This window comes from Streptomyces prunicolor NBRC 13075, assembly GCF_000367365.1.
Classification (GTDB): Bacteria; Actinomycetota; Actinomycetes; order Streptomycetales; family Streptomycetaceae; genus Streptomyces; species Streptomyces prunicolor.
In genome coordinates, this window is the sequence record NZ_BARF01000104.1 from 110,771 (window position 1) to 129,146 (window position 18,376).

The window sequence follows — 18,376 nt, forward strand, 5'->3', positions numbered from 1 at the left end:
ATCGAGCAGGCTTTTACGTCAATACCCGCGCCAAGTGTGGACACCATGACGTTGAGTGGCTTACGGTCCCCGGCATGAAGACGACGTGGGACCACTCCGGAACGCGCGCGATCGTCGCGGGGGCGGGAGGCATCGGAGCAGCCGTCGCGGAGGCCCTGGCGGACGCCGGCGCCGAGGTGGCCGTCCTCGACATCGATGCCGACGCCCTCGCCGAACTCTCCCGCGCCCCTACGGCCGAGGGACTCGGCGGTGTCTTCGGCGTACCGGCCGACCTCACCTCCGCCGACGCCTGCCGCGACGCCGTCGACCGGGCCGCCGAACGCCTCGGCGGACTCGACGTCTTCGTGCACGCCGTCGGCGCCAACGACCGCAGACCCGTGCTGGAGACACCCGACGAGGTGTGGGACCGGATCGTGGCCGTCAACCTCACCAGCGCCTTCCGGCTCGGGCGGGCGATCGGCGCCCGCATGGTCGCCACCGGCTACGGCCGCATCGTCTACCTCTCCTCCGTGTCGGGCCTGCTCGCGCACAAGGACCACGCGCCCTACGCGGCCACCAAGGGCGGCGTCAACCAGCTGATGCGGGTGATGGCCCGGGAGTGGGCGCCGCACGGCGTCACCGTCAACGCGGTCGCCCCCGGCTACACCGAGACCGACCTCACCCGCGCCTATCTCGCCAGGCCCGGCATACGCGCGTCCATGGAGGCGCTCGTCCCCGCCGGACGTCTCGGCCGACCTGACGACCTGGTCGGCCCGGCCCTCTTCCTCACCTCGGCCGAGGCCGGCTTCGTCACCGGACAGGTGCTGTACGCAGACGGCGGCCGGACCCTCGTATGACCCCTCCTCGCGCCTCCCCCTCCCCACCCCTCCTTCACGATCGGAGCCCACATGACCATCCCCCAGCGCTTCACCGGCAGCACCGTCCTCGTGACCGGGGCCGGGACCGGATTCGGCGCCGAGATCGCCGTGCGCGCGGCCCAGGAGGGGGCCGACGTCGCGATCCACTACCGCAGTTCGCGTGCGGGCGCCGAGGCCACCGCGGAGCGGGTCACGGCGCTCGGCCGCAAGGCCTTCGTCGTGCGGGCCGACATCTCCGAGCACGACCAGATCAAGCGGCTGGCGGACGAGGTCTGGGGCCACTTCGGCCGCCTCGACGTCGCCGTCAACAACGTCGGCGACGTGGCCCGCGAGCAGATGTCCTGGCGCGACATCACCGAAGAGTCCATCGACCACGTCCTCGCCGTCGACATCAAGGGCACCCTGCTGTGCACGCACGAGTTCGGCGCCCGGATGCTGGAGCAGGAGGGCGGCGGCGCCATCGTCAACATCGGCTCCACCGTCGTGGCCCGCGGCAGCGCCCGGGCGCCCCAGTACGCGGCGGCCAAGTACGGCATCATCGGCCTCACCAAGTCCTACGCCCACGCGTTCGCGCCGGCCGTGCGGGTCAACGTCTTCGCCCCCGGCTTCATCGAGACCGAGGCGACGCTCGGCCGTACCGACTGGAAGAACGGGCGCGGCGACACACTGCGCGAACTGACGCCCATGGGCCGTATCCCCGGCCCCGCCGAACTCGCGGGCGCCGCCCTGTTCCTGGCCACCGAGGACGCCCACCACATCACCGGCGGCTTCCTCGTCGCGGACGGCGGCTACAACATGATCGGCGCCTGACGGACACACCCCATGCGGAGGCCCCGGGAATGCGTTCCCGGGGCCTCCGCATGGGGTGTTCGGCCGGATCAGTCGCGGTTCAGCAGTTCGATCAGGTTGCCGTACGGATCGGACACGAAGGCCATGCGCGCGCCCGCCCGGGGCGCTGCCTGCGGGGGCATGCTGCTGCCCGCGCCGGCCTCGACCAGCCGGGCGTACGCGCCGTCCACGTCCTCGACGCACAGGCACAGGTGACCTAGGCCCAGGGTGCCCGCCGCCTCCAGCGCGGTCGCCGCCCGCAGACCCGGCCGCGCCCCCGGGCGGTGCAGCAACTCGATGCGGAAACCGCTGTCGTGCAGGAGCATCACCCCGCGCAGGTCCGTGCCGGGGATCGAGAACACCGGGGCGGCGGTGAGGTCGAGGGCCGCGCAGTACCAGGCGGTTGCGGCCTCCAGATCCGGTACCGAGATCCCGACGTGGTCGAACCGGGTCATCGTCGTACCGCGCTCTCGGTCACCGCGGCGGCCTGGCCGGGAGTGTCCTCGTCGCGTGCCGGTGTGTCGGCGCTCCCGGCGGCCGACCGGTCGCCGCGGATCAGGGTCAGCACGTGGGTACGCAGGTCCGCGAAGCGGGCGTGGGCCCGGGTGCGGAGCTGGTCGCGGTCGTCGCCCAGATCGATCGTGAGGTTGTCGACGACCGTCGTCGGGCTGCCGCCGAGGACGATCACCCGGTCGCCGAGGTAGACCGCCTCGTCGATGTCGTGGGTGACCACGACGACGGTGATGCCGAGCCGCTCGCGCAGCGACAGCGTCAGGTCCTCCAGGTCGAAGCGCGACTGGGCGTCCACCGAACCGAAGGGCTCGTCCATCAGCAGGACGGGTGCCTCGTAGGCGAGTCCGCGCGCGATGGCGACCCGCTGCTGCATGCCGCCGGAGAGCTGCCACGGGTACTTGTCCCCGACGCCCGGGAGGCCTACGGCGGCCAGGCACTCGTCGGCGCGCTCGCGGCGGGCGGCCCGCTTGACGCCCATGCCCTCCAGCGGGAAGGCGACGTTGTCGCGGACCTTCATCCATGGCAGCAGCGAGCCCCGGTAGTCCTGGAAGACCACGGCGATGTCGGCGTGGGGCTTGGTGAGTTCCTGCTCGCCGTAGCTGATCGTGCCGGACGTCGGACGAGCGAGGCCCGACAGGCAGCGCAGGAGGGTGGTCTTGCCCGCCCCGGACGGGCCGACGACGCACACCAGCTCCCCTGGGTCGACCCGCAGCGACAGGTCCTCGATCACCCGGTGCTCGTCCGCGCCGTGGCCGAACGTCTTGCCGACGCCGTCCACGACCAGGCTGGATCCGCGCGCTTTCAGATGCCGCTGCATGATGGCGTGACCTCGTTCCGGGGCTTGGTCCGCCGGGTGCGGGGCGGACGCTGGTGGTACCAGCCCAGCAGCACGTGTTCGGCTGCCAGGAGGAGCACGCTCAGGCCGTAGCCGAGCATGCCGATCAGCACGGTGCCGGCCCAGGTCTCCGGGACGGCGAAGCTGGAGCCGCTCTGCAGGATGTAGTTGCCGAGGCCCACGGGTGAGCCGTAGATCTCGCTGACGACCATCAGGACCACCGCGATCGACAGGGCGATGCGGACACCGGCGAAGATCTGGGGCAGCGCGCCCGGCAGGACGACCTTGGTCAGTCGCAGTCGCCAGGGGATCCGGTAGCTGCGGGCGGTCTCGTGAACGGCCGGGTTGACGCCGTGCACACCACTGATGGTGTTGAGCAGGATCGGCCACAGCGAGCCGAGCGCGATCAGGAAGATCTTGGGGCCGGAGCCGATGCCCAGGGTGAGGATGATGACGGGGACGAACGCCACCGTGGGCACCGCCCGGGCGAAGTCCAGCAGCGGCGCGGTGGCCCGTCGTAGGAGCGGGATCTCGCCGATGACCAGGCCCGCGCCGATACCGACCACCGTGGCGATGGCCAGGCCCAGCACGATGTTGCGCAGGGAGAAGGCCAGGTCGCTCACGAGCTCGCCGTGCACGAGGCCGCGCCAGAGGGTGGCCAGGACGTCGGTCGCGGGCGGGAAGTAGAAGCTGGTGCTGCCCGCGGTGGCCAGCACCAGGATCGCGAGGACCAGGGCCGGCAGCCACAGCTGATGGAGCAGCGACTTCCACAGGGCACCTGAAGGGTGTGCCGCCATGATGTTCCTTCCCTGCCTCAGTCGGTGTGCGCCGGGGGACGCCAGCGCAGCAGCCGCCGCTCGGCGACCTGGGACAGCAGGTTGATCGTGTAGCCGATCACGCCCGCGGTGATGATGTACGCGTAGGCCGTGGCCGACGCATCGCCCTGCTGCGCCTGGACGACCTCGTGGCCGATGCCCGGCAGCGTGGTGAGCACTTCCACGCCGATGGCCACGAGGACGGAGGTCGTGGCGGCCAGTCGCAGCCCGGTCATGATCGAGGGGGTGGCGCTCGGCAGGATCACCCGGTGGAAGCGCAGCAGGCGGGGGATGCGGTAGCCGCGTACGGTCTCCGCGACCATCGGTGTGACCGAGCGGGCCCCGTACTGCGCCTGGAGGAAGACCGGGAAGACACAGGCGATGAAGACCACGGTGCTCTTCGTCGTCGGGGTCGAGCCGAGGACGAGCAGGAACACCGGCAGCAGCGCGATCACCGGGAAGGACCGCAGGACGTCGACGAGCAGCCGGGTGGACCGCTCGGCCGCCGCGTACGTCCCGGTGACCAGGCCGAGCGGGACTCCGACGACGACGGCCAGGACGAACCCGGTCACCGCTCCGCGCAGGGTGTCGAGCACAGCCTGCCAGTACGCGCCGTCGCCGAACAGCTCGGGGAACCGGCCGAACACCGCTCCCGGGCCGGGCAGTGCGGTGCTGCTCACGAAACCGGCCGCGGCGAGAGCGGCCCAGACCGCGAGCACCAGCAGCACGGTGGACGCCTGGAGCAGGAGGAGTCCGGTGCGCCCCTGTCCGACGGCCCGGGCGCGGCCGGTCAACGGCGCCCGCCCGGGGGCTGACCGCTGTCGCGTGGTGGAGGTGACCATCGTGTGGTTCGCCCCCTCAGCTGCCGGTGGTGACGGTCGGAGCCTTCTGCCAGTAAAGGGCGTCGTCCTTCGGCTCGCTGCTCAGCAGCCCGTAGCCGTGCATCTTGGTGACGACGGTCCGCATGACGGTGGTGTTGATGTTCTTGTCGTAGTAGGGGACGGGTGCCTTGTCGATGTAGTCGGCGGACAACTGGGTGTACTTCTTGTCGACGGCCCGGACCGCTTCGGGGTGCGCGTTGGCGTAGGCCAGGGCCTTGGCGACGGCACCGGTGAACTTCGCGGCCGTCGCGGAGTTGCCCGACAGGTACTTCTGGCTGGAGAAGATCAGGCCCTGGGTGATGCCGGGCAGGTCGTTCATCCCGTCTCCGATCGAGCGCAGGCCGGCCTGCTTGCCCGCCGCGTAGAAGGCGCCGAAGGAGTAGACCGCGTCCGTCTTGCCACTGCTCACCGCGTCGTTGAGCGAAGTGGTCGGCAGGGAGACGAACTTGACCTTGCTCGGATCGCCACCGTCCTTCTCGACCAGGTACTCGGTGATGAACTGGATGGTGCCGCCCAGCGCGGCCAGTCCGACCGTCTTGCCCTCCAGGTCGGCGAAGGACTTGATGGAGCTGTTCTTCTTGACGAGCAGTCCGTCGGTGGGCTCGGTCCTAGTGGTGGCGGACACCAGCCCGGTCGCGATGCGGACGGGCAGGTTCTTCGCCGCGCCCTTGAGGAAGCCGGAGCTGTCCGTCATGGCGAACTGCGCCTCGCCGTTGAGGACGGACGGCGCGTTCTGCGAGGTGTCCTGGGCCCCCACCTTGATGGTGACGTCGAGTCCCGCGTCCTTGAAGTAGCCCTGCTGCTGGGCGATGTACAGCGGTTCGAAGAGCGCGCCGCTGGAGCGCAGCACGGTCACCTTGGTCGTGCCGTCACTGCTGGTACTGGTCGAGGAGGCACCCGATCCGCAGGCGGCGGTCGAGGCGGCGAGGGCGAGCGTCACACAGGCGACGGAGAGTCGGCTCCATGGGTTTCTCGGGCTCTTCGGCATGAGGGTGTGCTCCTTTGCACGGATGTGACCGCTCGTGGAATGCGGCTCTACGAGCGCGAGGCGAAGGCGTAGGCCGTGGTGGACTCGGCCGGGGTCATGTAGGTACGGAAGAACCCGTCGGGGTCGTAGGCGCCGCGGATCTTCTCCAGCCGTTCGGCGTTGTCGGCGCTGAGACCGAGGTCGAAACGGTCGGCGAGATTGTTGTCGGAGAACTGCAGTCCCCTGGACAGGTGTTGTACGGCGGCCAGGGAGCCGTGCACCCAGTTCTCGTGCCGCAGGTCCTCGGCCGCCTCGCTCCAGCCGGCGTTGGGCGAGAGGTACGCCTTGGCCTGTGCGGACCAGCAGGCGTCGGGGCGCGGCGGGTAGTGGCCCCACAGCATCCAGAGCACGAAGCTGGTGCCGTCGGGGATGGTGTCGAGGACGGGCGCCGCGGCGGTGAGGATCTCCTCGACGGGTCCGTCGGCCCACACGCCGTCCACCGCCCAGCGCAGACCGGCCGGGTTGAGGCGGTCGGCGATGTCGTAGAGCTCCTCGATGCCGGTCTCCTGCCCGACAACGGCCCGCAGCGCCCGGTCGCGGAACGGCGCGCTCTCCAGCGGGGCCAGCGCCTCCGGTCCGTGTTCGGGGGTGCAGAACGCGGTGGCGGTGAGCGAGACGGTCCGGGTGTCCAGACCTGGGGTGAAGCCGACCTTGGCGGAGAACTCCACAGTGGTGGGGAGGGACTCCAGAAGGTCGTAGGACCAGGCAAGCACTTCGTCGCGCAGGGCGAGCGGGTAGCTGTGCACCGTGCGGACGATCTTCGTGGGGCGCGGGTGCGCGTCCAGGTGGAACCGGGTGACGATCCCGAAGAAGCCGGGTCCGCTCCCCCGCGCCGCCCACAGCAGGTCGGGATGGTTGTCGTCGGTGGCGTGCACCAGGGTGCCGTCGGCGAGGACCACGTCGACGGCGCGGATACTCAGGCAGGCCGGTCCGAGGTGGCGGGAGTTCCAGCCGTAGCCGCCGCCGAGGAGGAAGCCGCCGATGCCGACGGTGGGGGCGTGTCCGGTCGGGAAGAACAGTCCGTGCGGGGCGAGCGCAGCCTGGATGGCCGGCCCCTTGGCGGACGGTTGGACGGTGGCTGTACGGGTGTCGGGGTCGACGGTGATGTCCTGGAGGCGTGAGAGGTCGATCAGCAGTCCGCCGTCGCGCACTCCGTTGCCGACCCAGCTGTGGCCGCCGGAGCGGACGGAGACCCGTAGTCCCTCGGCGCGGGCGAGCCGTACCGCGAGGGCGACGTCCTGTTCGTCCTCGGCCAGGACGATGACGTCGGGGAAGCGGGCGGGCTTGCGCTCGTTCCACACCGCGTCGAGACGGGCCGACTCATAGGAAGCATCTCCACGACGGATGACGGCTCCCCGCATACGCTGGGCATGATTCGCTTCGGACGGCCTGGACACCTTTGTCTCCTTGTGTGGTGCAGTCAACGCGACGGTACTGTCGACACTATTTGAGGGTCAAGAGGTCGAACGCTCCCATTGTCGGCAATCTGTCGACACTAGTCGAGTGCGGTGCGCTGCCGATGCCGGGCGAGCGCCGTGGTGGACTCCTCGGGTGACAGATAGGTACGGAACAGGCCCCGCGGGTCGTGGAGCCGCCTCAGCCGCTCCAGGCGGTCCGCCTGCGGGGGCTCCAGTCCGTGGTCCGGCCGGTCGGCCGGATTGGCGTCGGCGAACTGCGTGCCGTGGGCCACGGAGGCCGTCCCGCGCAGCGCGTCATGGGCCCAGGTCTCGGCGGCCAGGTCGTCGGCGGGGTCGCGCCACACGGCGTTGGGCGAGAAGTAGAGCCTCGCCTGGGTGGACCAGCAGGCGTTCTCGCGCGTCGCCTGGCCGCCCCAGAGCATCCACAGCAGGAAGCTCTCCCGGGTGGGCAACCCGTCCAGCACGTCACGGCCCGCGTCGAGCACCTCCGCCACCGGCGCCCCGGTCCACACCCCGTCCACGGCGTACCGGTTGCCCTGCGGGGTGAGCGTGTCGGACAGCGCGTAGAGGTCGTCCAGCGTGGCGGGCACCCGCTCGACCCGGCGCAGGGCATGCCGCAGGAAGGGGGCCTTCTCCAGCGGCTCCAGCATCTCCGGGCCCGCCTCGCCGGCGCAGAACGCGGCGGCCGTGACCGTCGTGGTCTGGTGCTCGACACCGGGTGTGTGGGCGACCTTGGCCGACATCTCCAGGGACGTCGATATGTGCGGTACGGCGTCGTAGGCCCACGCCAGAACCTCGTCGCGCAGTTCGCGGGGGAAGACGTAGGCGCTGCGCAGAATCTGGTCGTACGCCCGATACACCCGCAGATGGAAGCGGGTGACCACGCCGAAGAAGCCGGGGCCCGAGCCGCGTACCGCCCACATCAGGTCCGGGTGGGTGTCGTCCGTGGCGTGCACCAGGGTGCCGTCGGCCAGCACCACGTCGACGGCCTCCACGCTGAAGCACGCCGGGCCCAGGGCGCGCGAGTTCCAGCCGTAGCCGCCGCCGATCAGGAAACCGCCCATGCCCACCGAGGGGCAGTGACCGCTGGGGAAGACCAGGCCGCGGTCCGCGAGCAAGGTGTTGAAGCGGGAGCCCCGGACCGCGGGGCGGACGGTGGCACGGCGGGCCGGGGCGTCGATGGTGACCTCGTCCAGCGCGGACAGGTCGATCAGCAGACCGCCCTCGCGCACCCCGGTGCCGATCCAGCTGTGCCCGCCGGAACGGACGGAGACCGTCAGACCCCGGGCGGCGGCCAGCCGTACGCCTTCCTGGACGTCCCGGTCGCTCCCGGCCACAAGGATGAGGGCGGGGTGACGGTCGGGCTTGCGGGCGTTCCAGACCGCGCCGAGGCGTGCGGCCTCGTAGCCGTCGGAGCCCCTGGCGAGGAGAGAGCCGTCGAAGTGCGTCATGGGTGCTCCGGGTGCGGTGCGAGGGGTTCGTCGTCGCGGGGGAAGTCGAAGAGTTCGGCGGGGTTGTCGACCAGCAGCCCGCGCAGCCGTGCGGGATCGGGGGCGATCTCGGTCAGCAGGTCCACGAGCAGACCGTCGTCCGGGGCGGACCCGGCGATGTTCACATGGGGGTAGTCGGTGCCCCAGACGGTGCGCTCGGGGGCGTACGCGACCAACGCGGCGGCCAGCGCCACGGCGTCCGCGTACGGCGGACCCTGCCGGGACACCCGGTCCGCGCCGCTCACCTTGAGCCAGACGTCGCCCGTGTCCAGCAGCGAGCGCAGACTGCGCAGGGCGGCGCTGCCGGGTCCCTCCGCGATGTCCACCCTGGCGAGGTGGTCGACGGCCACCCGTCCCGGCAGGGAGCGGATGAGCGGTGCGTAGTCGGCCACCTCACGGCCGGCGACGTGGAGTTCGGCGACCCAGCCGAGGCCGTCCACCCGCTCCAGCACGGAGTCGATCTCCTGCCGGGTCGGCGCGGTGCGCAGATGCGGCAGGAAGTTGAGGCGGAAGCCGCGTACGCCGGCCCGGTGCAGCTCCTCTATCTCCGCGCGTGTGGTGGTGTCACCGATCAGCGCCACTCCGCGCAGCCGTCCGCCGCCGGCGTCCAGGGCATCGCGCAGCACCCGGTGGTCGGAGCCGTTGCAGGAGGACTGGACGATCACGGCCCGGGTCAGCCCCAAGTGGGCGTGGAGCGCGGCCAGTTGCTCCTTCGGCGCGTCGACGGGGGTGAAGGTGCGCTCCGACGCGTAAGGGAAGACCTCCGCGGGGCCGAAGACATGGCAGTGCGCGTCGCAGCTGTCGGGAGGAAGGACCAGGGCGGGCCTGCGCGGTGCCGGGTGCGGGGGCGGGCAGCCCGGCGAGGGCGCGGGGCGGGCACGGTCGAGGATGGGCTCAGTCACAGCGGGCCGTCATTCCGCCGTCCACGACGATCTCCGTGCCGGTCACGAACCGCGCCTCGTCGGAGGCGAGGAAGAGGGCGGCGTACGCCGTGTCCCGTCCGTCGCCCATGAAGCCGAGGGGGATCCGGGCCTGCCGCTGGGCGAGCAGCTTGGCCACGTCACCGTCCGCCCGCTGACCGGCGAGCCGTGCCTCGACCATCGGCGTGTGCAGCTGTCCCGGCACCACGGTGTTGACCCGGATGTTGTCGGGCGCGTGCTCGACGGCGGTGACGCGGGACAGTTGGATGACCGCGGCCTTGGCCGCCGCGTAGCCGACCTGGGCCGCGCCGGTCCAGCGCAGCCCGGACGCCGAGGCGGTGTTGACGATGGAGCCGCCCCCGCCGTTCCGCATGATCGGGACCACGTACTTGCACGCCAGGAACGCGCTGGTGAGGTTGGCGCGGAGCTGGTCGTCCCACTCCTCCAGGGAGAGGTCGACGACGCCGCCCGCCCGGGAGCCGCCGACGTTGTTGACCAGGATGTCGATCCGGCCCGCCCGGCGCCCGGTCTCCTCGAAGTACTCCCGCACGGCGGCGGGTTCGGTCACGTCCAGCAGATCCGTGCGCACTGTTCCGCCCTCCGCGCGGACCTGGTCGGCCGTCACCTCCAGCGCCTTCTCGTCGCGGTCGGCGAGGTGGACGGTGGCACCTTCCCGGGCGAAGAGGACGGCGGCGGCACGTCCGTTGCCCCAGCCGGGGCCCACGCTGCCTGCGCCGCTGATGACGGCGATACGCCCGGCCAGGCGGCCCGGCCGGGCCGGGGGCACGTCTTCGGTCACGGGGGTCTCCCTCGGTTCAAGGTGGGCGTGCATCTGCCGACAGTTTCAGCGAGTGTCGACAGAAAGTAAACACTGAGCCGAATAATCGCAGGCATGGCCCAACTCTCTTGCGTGAGTGTCGACAGAATGTTTGGATGGACACTCGGAGAGAGAGTTAGGGAACGCCTACCGGGAGGGACTCATGGACAAGCCGGCCGTGTTCACCGACGAGGAGATCTCCCGTTTCCGGGCCGAGATCGCCGCCAGGCGCGCACCCGGCGCCTACGAGCCGGGCCGCTGGTCGGTCAGTCCCCTCACCCGGCACCCGGACACGGGCGGTTCGATGCCCGCTTCGGTGCGGCTGCGGGACGCCACCCTGAGGTCGGTCGAGACCCTGCCCGGGGTCGTGGCCCCCGCCGAGGCGAAGGCCGCCTATCTGCGCCGGCTCGTCGGCGCGGGCGTCCGCGAGGTCGTGACGGCGGGTATCGCAGGCCGGGACGACGCGGCCCTGCGCACCGAGGTCGACACCGTCAAGGGCGAGAACCCCGACTGCCGGACGGTCCTTCCTCTGCTGCGCACCACGCAGGACATCGACCGCGCCGCCGACGCCGGCTACGACGCCGTCCAGATCTGGGTGCAGGGCTTCGGCGAGGCCTCCCTGATCTACAACCCGGCCGTCTACCAACGCTCCTGGCAGGGCGAGGAGTGGCGCTCCGCGGACACCCCGCGCAGCCGCGCCGACGTACTGGCCCGCGCCGTGCCCCTGATCCGGCACGCCCGTGACCGGGGCCTGGACGCGGTCGTACCGATGCTGATGGTCTCGTACCTCACCGACGTAGTCCTGGAGGAGTCGGTCGCCGTCCTGACCGGGGCGGGCGCCACCGAACTCACCCTCTTCGACGGCCCCGGCGCCATGAGCCCCGAGGCCTACGGCCACCTCGTCACCCGGACCAGGGAACTCGCCCCCGGGGTCCAGGTCGGGCTGCACCCCCACAACACCTTCGGGCTCGCCGTGGCCTGCGCGGTCGCCGCCGTCCGGGCCGGCGCCGACGTGGTCGAGCTGTCGGTCAACGGCTACTGCGGAGGTCCCGGCAACGCCGATCTGGCCGCCACCGCCATGGCCTTCGAGGCGCTCTACGGGGTGCGCACCGGGATCAGGTCCGAGCGGCTGACGGACCTCGCCCGGGCCGGTGAGGCCCTGACCGGCTATCACGTCGCCTGGAACCACCCCGTGACCGGCACGAACGCCTTCTCCTGGGGAGGCATGGACCTGATCACCCAGGAGACCGCCGTCGACCCGCTGCTGCACAACTGTCTGGAGCCCGCGCTGGTCGGCAACGAGCGCAGGACGCCGTTCACTCCGGACAGCGGTCCCTACACGCTCGCCGACAAGCTGGCCGCCCTGGGCGTCGACCTCGAACCCGCGCAGGTCGAGGCCGTACTGCGGGCGGCCCGTGAGGTGATGGCCCGCGAAGAGCGGCTGCTCGCCGACGGCGATCTGGCCGCCCTGGCGCAGAAGGCGACCGAACAGGCCTGACCACCCGGCCTCAACCTACGGAGCCCCGATGCCCCCGACGTCCACCGGCCGCCTCCCCCTGCTCCACCCGGAGCGGCTCGATCCCGACCAGCGTGCCCTCTACGCGGACATCACCGGCGGACCGCGCGCCGCCGGACCCCAGTCGTTCGCCCTCACCGACGCGGACGGACACCTCAACGGCCCTTTCAACGCGATGCTGTTGAGCCCGCGAACGGGCAGCGCGCTCCAAGGTCTCGGCGCGGCGATCCGCTACCGCACCACGCTGTCGCCCCGGGTGCGCGAGACGGCCGTCCTCGTCGTCGCCGCCGTCTGGGACAGCGCCTTCGAGCGGTACGCCCACGAACCGGCCGGCCGTGCCGCCGGGTTGACCGACGCCGAGATCCGCGCGCTGGGCGAAAGCGCCGACCCGAGGCTGACCGATCCCTTCGAGCACGCGGCCTGGGCGGCGGCCCGCACGCTCGCGGCCCCACCGCGGCACCTCGACGACACCTGGTACGAGGCCGCCCGCAAGGCGCTCGGCGAGACCGTGCTCTTCGAACTGTCCACACTCGTCGGCTACTACGCGACGCTCGCCCTCCAACTCCGCCTGTTCGACGTCCCCGCGCCGGACCTGCCACGGAACGGCGCCTGAACTCGCCACGAAACGAGACACCGCCCGTGGCCAAGGAGTCCGTCCCGTGAACAAGATCTGCGCGACCGTGGCCGAAGCGGTGCACGACATCGGCGACGGCGCCTCGCCGGCCGTCGGCGGCTTCGGCCTCGGCGGGGTGCCGAACGTCGTGATCTCCGCGCTCTACGACTGGGCGCGAGCGGACTGTCTGTCGTCTCCGACAACTACGGCGTAGACGGGGCCGCCTCAGCGTCCTCGACGTCACCGGCGGCCTCGTCCTCATCGAGACCGCGCCTGAAGTGGCGTACGACGAGATCAGGGCGAAGACCACCGCGCCCGTGCCCGCCGGCGCCGTCACCGACGTTCGCTGACCCTGTACGGGTGCGGCGCCTCAATAGTGGATCGCTCCCGGCGCACCGCCGCCGCAGGCGATGGCGTCGCCGTTGATGGCCACGCTCTTCGGGGACGCCAGGAAGGCGACGACGGCCGCGACCTCGTCGGCGACGACGATCCGGCCGAGGGTGTTGCGGCGCGCGAGGCGCTGCTCGGCCTCGGCCGGTGCGATGTCCTGGGCCTCGGCCAGGCCTGCGATCAGTGCGGGTGTGGCCTCGGTGCGTGTCAGGCCGGGGTGAACGACCGTGACATTGACGCCGTGGGGTCCCAGCTCGTCGGCCAGGTTCTTGGTCATCGCGGCGACCGAGACGTTGCGCATCGAGCCGATGATGGAGCCGGTGGTGCGCGCGTTCAGCCCGCTGACGTTGATGATGCGTCCCCAGCCTGCCGCGACCATGCCCGGCGCGACCGCCTGTGCGCAGCGCAGGTAGCCGAGGACCTTGGTGTTGACGTCGGTCCAGAACGCTTCGCCGGTGATCTCGGCCAGGCGGGGCGGCCGGGGCTGGGACGGGGTCGCGGCCGCGTTGACCAGGATGTCCACCCCGCCCAGTACATCGCGGGCTCGCTCGGCCATGGCGGCGACCGACCCGTCGTCACCGGTGTCCACGACAAGGGCGTGGACGGGCCGTCCGGAGTTCCGGCCGATCTCCTCGGCCGCGGCTTCCAGGCGTTGGCGCGACCGCGCGGCGACCGCCACGTAGGCGCCCTCGGCGGCGAGCGCCATGGCGACGGCTTTGCCGATGCCACGACTGCCGCCGGTCACCAGGGCGCGCTTGCCGGACAGTTGCAGATCCATGGGGCTCCGTTCCTCGTCGTGCTCGGTGTCTTCAGGCCGCCTCGGCCTCCCATACGCGGGGAAGCCTGCCACCGGCCTGCCGTTGGAGGCGTGGTCGGCGGCAGTGTCGCCGAAGGTGACGTCCCAGCCCCCAGCAGGGTGCCGAAGTCGGCCTGTCCGACGCCCAGTTGGGCCTGGACGATTGAGGACGTGAGGCCGATCACCATTGCACCAGAGAGGCACGGGAGACGTCGCACAGCCAGCCGGCCGGTCATCCGCATGGTCGTCATCCTGGAAGCGGTCCGGGCCGGTGCCAACAGTGAGTTCCGCGCAGCAGAACTACGGGTCGATGCCGCCCGGGTCGCGGCGGTAGACAGGGAAGCGTCCCACCCCTCGACGGAGGAGCCCGGCATGGCAGAAGTGCTCGGTCTTGGCTTGACGCATTACCCGATGTTGGCCGGCGCCGACACGCACATGGCGAACCTGCTGAAGACGACGTTGAAGGATCCCGACATCCCGGCGGACCGCAAACTCCCCGAGAACTGGCCCGAACTGGCCCAGCGGGAATGGGGCGACGACGAAGGAACTGCTGCCGCAGCCCGGCACCGTGCCCAGCTGCGCGCCGGGCTCGACCGGTGCCGGGCGGCGCTCGACGAGTTCCAGCCGGACGTCGTCGTGGTCTGGGGCGACGACCAGTACGAGAACTTCCGCGAGGAGATCATCCCCTCCTTCTGCGTCCTCGCCTACGACGACACCGAGGTCGACGCGTTCGCGGTGCTGAGGCTGCTGAAGGTGCCCAACGCCTGGGGTCTGCCGGACGACATGACGTTTACGATGCGCGGCCTTCCGGACTTCGCCAAGAGCCTTGTCGGGGACGTCATCACGGGCGGCGTGGACGTCGCCTACTCCTACGAGCAGCGCAAGGGAATCCACTTCCCGCATGCCTTCGCCAACACACAGATCTTCCTGGACTACGACAACGCCGGGCGCGAATTCCCCTACCCGATCGTGCCGGTGGCCGTGAACTGCTACGGCGAGCACGTCATCGCACGTCACGGTGGCATCGCCCGGTTCGCCGACATCCAGGCCGGGGAGCAGCTCGACCCGCCCGGCCCCACTCCGCGGCGCTGCGTCGAACTGGGCAGGGCCATCGCCCGGTCCGTGCGCGCCGGCGACAAGCGGGTCGCGCTCGTGGCGTCATCTAGCTGGTCGCACGCCTTCCTCAACGACAAGGACTGGCATCTGCGGCCGGACACCGACGCCGACCGCAGGCTGTACGACGCGATGGTCGCCGGGGATCACGACACCTGGACGAAGGTGACCAGCCGGGAGGTCATCGATGCCGGCCAGCACGAAATGCTCAACTGGTTCTGCCTGCTGGGCGCCATGTCCGAACTCGGCCTCGAACTCCAGTGGAGCGACTTCGTCCAGACGGAAATCCTGAACTCGAACAAGGCCTTCGCGATTTTCCGGTGACGGCCCCGAAAACTGCCCTCTCAGAGACGGCGCGGGGGAGGCTCATGCCTCGCGCGGGAACCAGGCCGCGCGTCCCCCGGCCAGACCGGCCCGGATCTCCTTGGAGATCTGGGCCGTCGTCTCGCGCAGTTCCGTCTCGACCGCCGGGTCGAGGCGTGTACCGCTCCGACAGCTGATCGACACGGCTCCCATCGCGAAGCCCCTGACCACGATCGGGCTGGCCATGCAGGCAAGACCGGGCATGGCCTCATTGGACTCGCGCGCCAGAACACCGCCCCGGATCTCACGGAGCTGGGCCAGCAGCGTGCCGACATCCGTGATGGACCGCGGCGTCATCATCGGCATGGGATTCGGGAGGAAAGCCTCCAGATCGTCCAGATCCTCGTACGCCAGGAGGGCCTTTCCTATGGCCGTGCAATTCGCCGGAAGTATCGAACCCACTCCGGACACCGAGAATGGAGCACTGTGACGGGACAGCTTTTCCAGGTAAACCACATTGAATTGGCGTAGTACGGCCAGGCGGACCGTGAGACCGAATCGCCGGTGCAGACCGGTCAGCAGAGGCATCGCGACATCGCGCATGCTGGCCGCCGGCGTGGTCGCGCCGAGCTGGAACAATTCGAGGCCGATCTTGTAGCCGGACCGGTGATGCTCGATCACACCCAGCTCCACCAGGCGGGCGAGCAGCCGGTGGACGGTGGACTTGGGCAGGCCCGACACCTTGACGAGCTCGGTGAAGCTCATCACGCGCTCTTGCGTATTGAACGCACGCAGAAGATCGAATGCCTTGGACAGGATGGACGGCGCCTGATCCACAACATTGCCCATGGCCGCTCCATTGCATGCCTAGCCGTGTTTCGTGTCATTTCATCAGGATCAACCGTTCGTTTCAAGAGAAATGGCAGGTTCCATCCAGCAGAACCAGCTCTCCTCATACCCGCCACCGGCGCCGTAACGTGCCGATGTGACTGACGAACAACGGCACACGACTCGCCCTGACAACAGTCCGCTTATCGTCGATGTCCACGCACATCATTTTCCGGCCGGCCTGCCCGACTGGAGCCGGCTGACCGGTTCCCCCCGCTGGCCCTCGCTCCTGGCGGACGCCGACGGCGGCGGCCGGATCATGCGGGGTGAGGACGTCTTCCGGAAGGTGCGCCCGCCGCTGTGGGACGTCTCCGCGCGACTGGCGGAACTCGACTTGGCCGGGGTGGGCCTACAGGTGGTCTCGCCGGTTCCCGTCACCCTGACGTACTGGGCCGACGCGAAGCAGGCCGCCGCCTACACCCGCGAGACGAACGACGCCCTGGCCGCGGATGTGGCCGCCTCGGGCGGTCGTCTGATCGGTCTGGGCGGGGTCCCGCTGCAGGACGTGGACGCGGCCGTCGAGGAACTGGGCCGGATCATGAGCCTGCCCGGCATGTACGGAGCCGAGATCGGCACGGTCATCGCGGACAGGGAACTCGACGATCCCGGTCTGCGCCCGTTCTTCGGGGCGGCCCAGTCGCTGGGTGCCGCGCTCTTCGTCCACCCGATGGACGGCGGCACCGGAGTGATCCGCCGTACCGGCCAGCCGTACGAGTTCGGCATGGGAATGCTCACCGACACAGCCATGGCCGCCGCCGCCCTGGTCTTCGGCGGTGTCCTGGACGACTTCCCCGGGCTGCGGATCGCGCTGGCCCACGGCTGCGGTGCCTTCCCGTGGGTGTATCCGCGACTGCGGCTGGGGGCCGGCCTGGGCTCGGACCGCCCCGGCTCCGCCTACGACGAGCTGGTCCGGTCGCTGTGGGTGGACGCCCTGGTCTTCGACCCCGAGCACCTGCGGCTGCTGACCCGGCGTTTCGGGAGCGGCCACATCATGGTCGGCACCGACCACCCGTTCTTCCCGGGGCTGCTGGAGGACGTACCGGAACTGGTGCGCGACGCGGCCGCACACGCGATCATCACGCCGGAGCAGGCGACGTCCGTCCTCGGGACGAACGCGCTCGACTTCCTCCGTATCAAGCGCTGACCGCGGGAACCGAAGGAAACGTCATGCCGGAGAAGAACGTGATCGTCGTGGGTGCCGGGCCGGTGGGGCTGGCGACGGCCCTCGGGCTGGCGCGAGCCGGAACCGACGTGACGATGCTCGAAGCCCAATTCTGCGGCGGCGGAACCGGACCCCGGGACATGGTCCACCACTGATCGGCACTGCCGGGACTGGGGCGACTGGGCCTGCTCGACGACATGACGCACGCCGGCCTCGCGGTCCACCAGTGGTCCTACAAGGTGCTGCGCACCGGCGAGCGGATCGTCTTCGAACTCGGCGTGTTCGCCGACGAGTTCGAGCACCCCTACCTCCTCAACCTGTCGCAGGAGACACTCACGGACATCCTCGTCGCGCACCTGGGCCGATTCCCGCATGCCCGGATCGCCTGGAACACCCGGGTGACAGGGCTGGTCCAGGACGACCACGCGGTGACGATATCGGCCGAAGGGCCGGACGGGGAGCGGACGTTGCGCGCGGGGCGGGTCGTCGGCGCCGACGGCGCGCACAGTGTCGTCCGGCGCGCGGTCGGCCTCGGCTTCACGGGTCTGACGTGGGAGGACCGACTCGTGGTGACCGACCTGCGGTTCGATCTCTCCACTCTGGGACACGCCGGCGCGTCCTTCCAGATCGACCCCGAACACGGGGCGCTGATCGGCGAGTTGGACCGGTCCGGCGGCCTGTGGCGCTACACCTACGCCGAGAGCAGGTCGCTGCCCGAGGAGACCGTGATCGACCGTATGCCCGCCGTCTTCAAGGCGGTGCTGCCCGAGGGAAGCGATCCCGGGCTGACGCGGTGGTCCGCCTACCGGGTGCACGAGCGCGCGGCCGACCGCTTCCGGGCGGGGCGGGTGCTGCTCGCCGGGGACGCCGCCCACGTGACGAATCCGAGCAGCGCACTCGGCCTGGCCGGAGGCCTGTTGGACTCCTTCGTCCTGGCCGAAGCGCTGGCCGCCGTCATCGAGGACGGGGCGTCCGGTCAACTGCTCGGCTCCTACGCCGAGGCCCGGCTGCGGGCCTTCCTCGACATGGCGTCCCCGCTGTCGTCCGACAGCATGCGGCTCGCCCTCCACAGGGACGATCCGACACGGCTGGAAGCCGAGGTCGAGCACTACCGGCAGGTCACCGGGGACCGTGACCGGCTGCGTGAGTACCTGCTGCTGAGCAGGGACCTGGAGACCAGGTCCCTGCTCTGAC

Annotated in this window: 17 protein-coding genes and 2 pseudogenes; 8 read left to right on the top strand and 11 right to left on the bottom strand. The window is 70.6% G+C overall.

Going from position 1 to position 18,376, the window contains the following annotated elements:
* Positions 1–74: 74 nt before the first annotated feature.
* The gene (locus SPR02S_RS44240) at positions 75–836 is read left to right on the top strand and encodes an SDR family NAD(P)-dependent oxidoreductase (RefSeq protein WP_019063477.1); all 762 of its coding nucleotides are present in this window, start codon (positions 75–77) and stop codon (positions 834–836) included.
* A 51-nt stretch (positions 837–887) separates the two neighbouring features.
* On the top strand, positions 888–1,667 hold the full coding sequence (locus tag SPR02S_RS44245; protein ID WP_019063478.1) for an SDR family NAD(P)-dependent oxidoreductase: 780 nt from the start codon (positions 888–890) through the stop codon (positions 1,665–1,667).
* 68 nt (positions 1,668–1,735) lie between these two features.
* On the opposite strand, the gene SPR02S_RS44250 is transcribed toward SPR02S_RS44245, so the two are convergent.
* From SPR02S_RS44250 to SPR02S_RS44290, 9 genes are all read right to left on the bottom strand, one after another.
* Positions 1,736–2,140 (bottom strand): VOC family protein, encoded by a 405-nt coding sequence (locus SPR02S_RS44250; protein WP_019063479.1) that lies wholly within the window; start codon positions 2,138–2,140, stop codon positions 1,736–1,738.
* Positions 2,137–3,015 carry an ABC transporter ATP-binding protein gene (locus SPR02S_RS44255; protein ID WP_019063480.1) on the bottom strand — a complete coding sequence of 293 codons (879 nt, stop codon included), beginning with the start codon at positions 3,013–3,015 and terminating at the stop codon, positions 2,137–2,139. The genes SPR02S_RS44250 and SPR02S_RS44255 overlap by 4 nt, the downstream gene beginning before the upstream one ends.
* A complete protein-coding gene (locus tag SPR02S_RS44260) occupies positions 3,000–3,830 on the bottom strand; it encodes an ABC transporter permease (RefSeq protein ID WP_019063481.1) in 831 nt (276 codons plus the stop codon). Before SPR02S_RS44260 ends, SPR02S_RS44255 begins: the two co-directional genes overlap by 16 nt.
* Positions 3,831–3,847: 17 nt before the next feature.
* Positions 3,848–4,690 (bottom strand): ABC transporter permease, encoded by an 843-nt coding sequence (locus SPR02S_RS57695; RefSeq protein ID WP_019063482.1) that lies wholly within the window; start codon positions 4,688–4,690, stop codon positions 3,848–3,850.
* Positions 4,691–4,706: 16 nt separating this feature from the next.
* Complete coding sequence (locus SPR02S_RS44270) at positions 4,707–5,717, bottom strand: ABC transporter substrate-binding protein (RefSeq protein ID WP_078623176.1); 1,011 nt, start codon at positions 5,715–5,717, stop codon at positions 4,707–4,709.
* Positions 5,718–5,764: 47 nt separating this feature from the next.
* The gene (locus SPR02S_RS57700; protein ID WP_063746306.1) at positions 5,765–7,117 is read right to left on the bottom strand and encodes an FAD-binding oxidoreductase; all 1,353 of its coding nucleotides are present in this window, start codon (positions 7,115–7,117) and stop codon (positions 5,765–5,767) included.
* A 134-nt stretch (positions 7,118–7,251) separates the two neighbouring features.
* Positions 7,252–8,625, bottom strand: coding sequence for an FAD-binding oxidoreductase (locus SPR02S_RS57705; RefSeq protein ID WP_019063485.1), 1,374 nt, complete (start codon positions 8,623–8,625; stop codon positions 7,252–7,254).
* Positions 8,622–9,566: an amidohydrolase family protein gene (locus tag SPR02S_RS44285; protein ID WP_019063486.1), complete on the bottom strand. Its 945-nt coding sequence runs from the start codon at positions 9,564–9,566 to the stop codon at positions 8,622–8,624. The genes SPR02S_RS57705 and SPR02S_RS44285 overlap by 4 nt, the downstream gene beginning before the upstream one ends.
* Positions 9,559–10,383, bottom strand: a complete 825-nt coding sequence (locus SPR02S_RS44290) for an SDR family NAD(P)-dependent oxidoreductase (protein WP_019063487.1) — start codon at positions 10,381–10,383, stop codon at positions 9,559–9,561. The genes SPR02S_RS44285 and SPR02S_RS44290 overlap by 8 nt, the downstream gene beginning before the upstream one ends.
* Before the next feature lie 181 nt (positions 10,384–10,564).
* Between SPR02S_RS44290 and SPR02S_RS44295 the strand changes: the two genes are divergently transcribed.
* The 3 genes and pseudogenes from SPR02S_RS44295 to SPR02S_RS61080 all read left to right on the top strand — a co-directional run.
* Entirely contained in the window at positions 10,565–11,899 is a 1,335-nt protein-coding gene (locus SPR02S_RS44295) for a hydroxymethylglutaryl-CoA lyase-like TIM-barrel protein (protein ID WP_019063488.1), read from the top strand.
* 28 nt (positions 11,900–11,927) lie between these two features.
* Positions 11,928–12,530, top strand: coding sequence for a carboxymuconolactone decarboxylase family protein (locus SPR02S_RS44300; RefSeq protein ID WP_019063489.1), 603 nt, complete (start codon positions 11,928–11,930; stop codon positions 12,528–12,530).
* Between the two features lie 46 nt (positions 12,531–12,576).
* A pseudogene (locus SPR02S_RS61080) lies at positions 12,577–12,740 on the top strand (CoA-transferase); the annotation flags it as partial.
* Positions 12,741–12,900: 160 nt separating this feature from the next.
* Here the strand turns inward: SPR02S_RS61080 and SPR02S_RS44310 are convergent.
* Positions 12,901–13,698 (bottom strand): SDR family NAD(P)-dependent oxidoreductase, encoded by a 798-nt coding sequence (locus tag SPR02S_RS44310; RefSeq protein ID WP_019063490.1) that lies wholly within the window; start codon positions 13,696–13,698, stop codon positions 12,901–12,903.
* A 390-nt stretch (positions 13,699–14,088) separates the two neighbouring features.
* Between SPR02S_RS44310 and SPR02S_RS44315 the strand changes: the two genes are divergently transcribed.
* Positions 14,089–15,153, top strand: a complete 1,065-nt coding sequence (locus tag SPR02S_RS44315) for a DODA-type extradiol aromatic ring-opening family dioxygenase (protein ID WP_026151435.1) — start codon at positions 14,089–14,091, stop codon at positions 15,151–15,153.
* 42 nt (positions 15,154–15,195) lie between these two features.
* On the opposite strand, the gene SPR02S_RS44320 is transcribed toward SPR02S_RS44315, so the two are convergent.
* Positions 15,196–15,981: an IclR family transcriptional regulator gene (locus SPR02S_RS44320; RefSeq protein WP_019063492.1), complete on the bottom strand. Its 786-nt coding sequence runs from the start codon at positions 15,979–15,981 to the stop codon at positions 15,196–15,198.
* 136 nt (positions 15,982–16,117) lie between these two features.
* On the opposite strand from SPR02S_RS44320, the gene SPR02S_RS44325 reads away from it, so the two are divergent.
* Together SPR02S_RS44325 and SPR02S_RS57710 are read left to right on the top strand one after the other, a co-directional pair.
* Positions 16,118–17,164 carry an amidohydrolase family protein gene (locus SPR02S_RS44325; RefSeq protein WP_019063493.1) on the top strand — a complete coding sequence of 349 codons (1,047 nt, stop codon included), beginning with the start codon at positions 16,118–16,120 and terminating at the stop codon, positions 17,162–17,164.
* A gap of 23 nt (positions 17,165–17,187) precedes the next feature.
* Positions 17,188–18,375 (top strand): annotated as a pseudogene (locus tag SPR02S_RS57710) (FAD-dependent oxidoreductase).
* Position 18,376 lies beyond the last annotated feature (1 nt).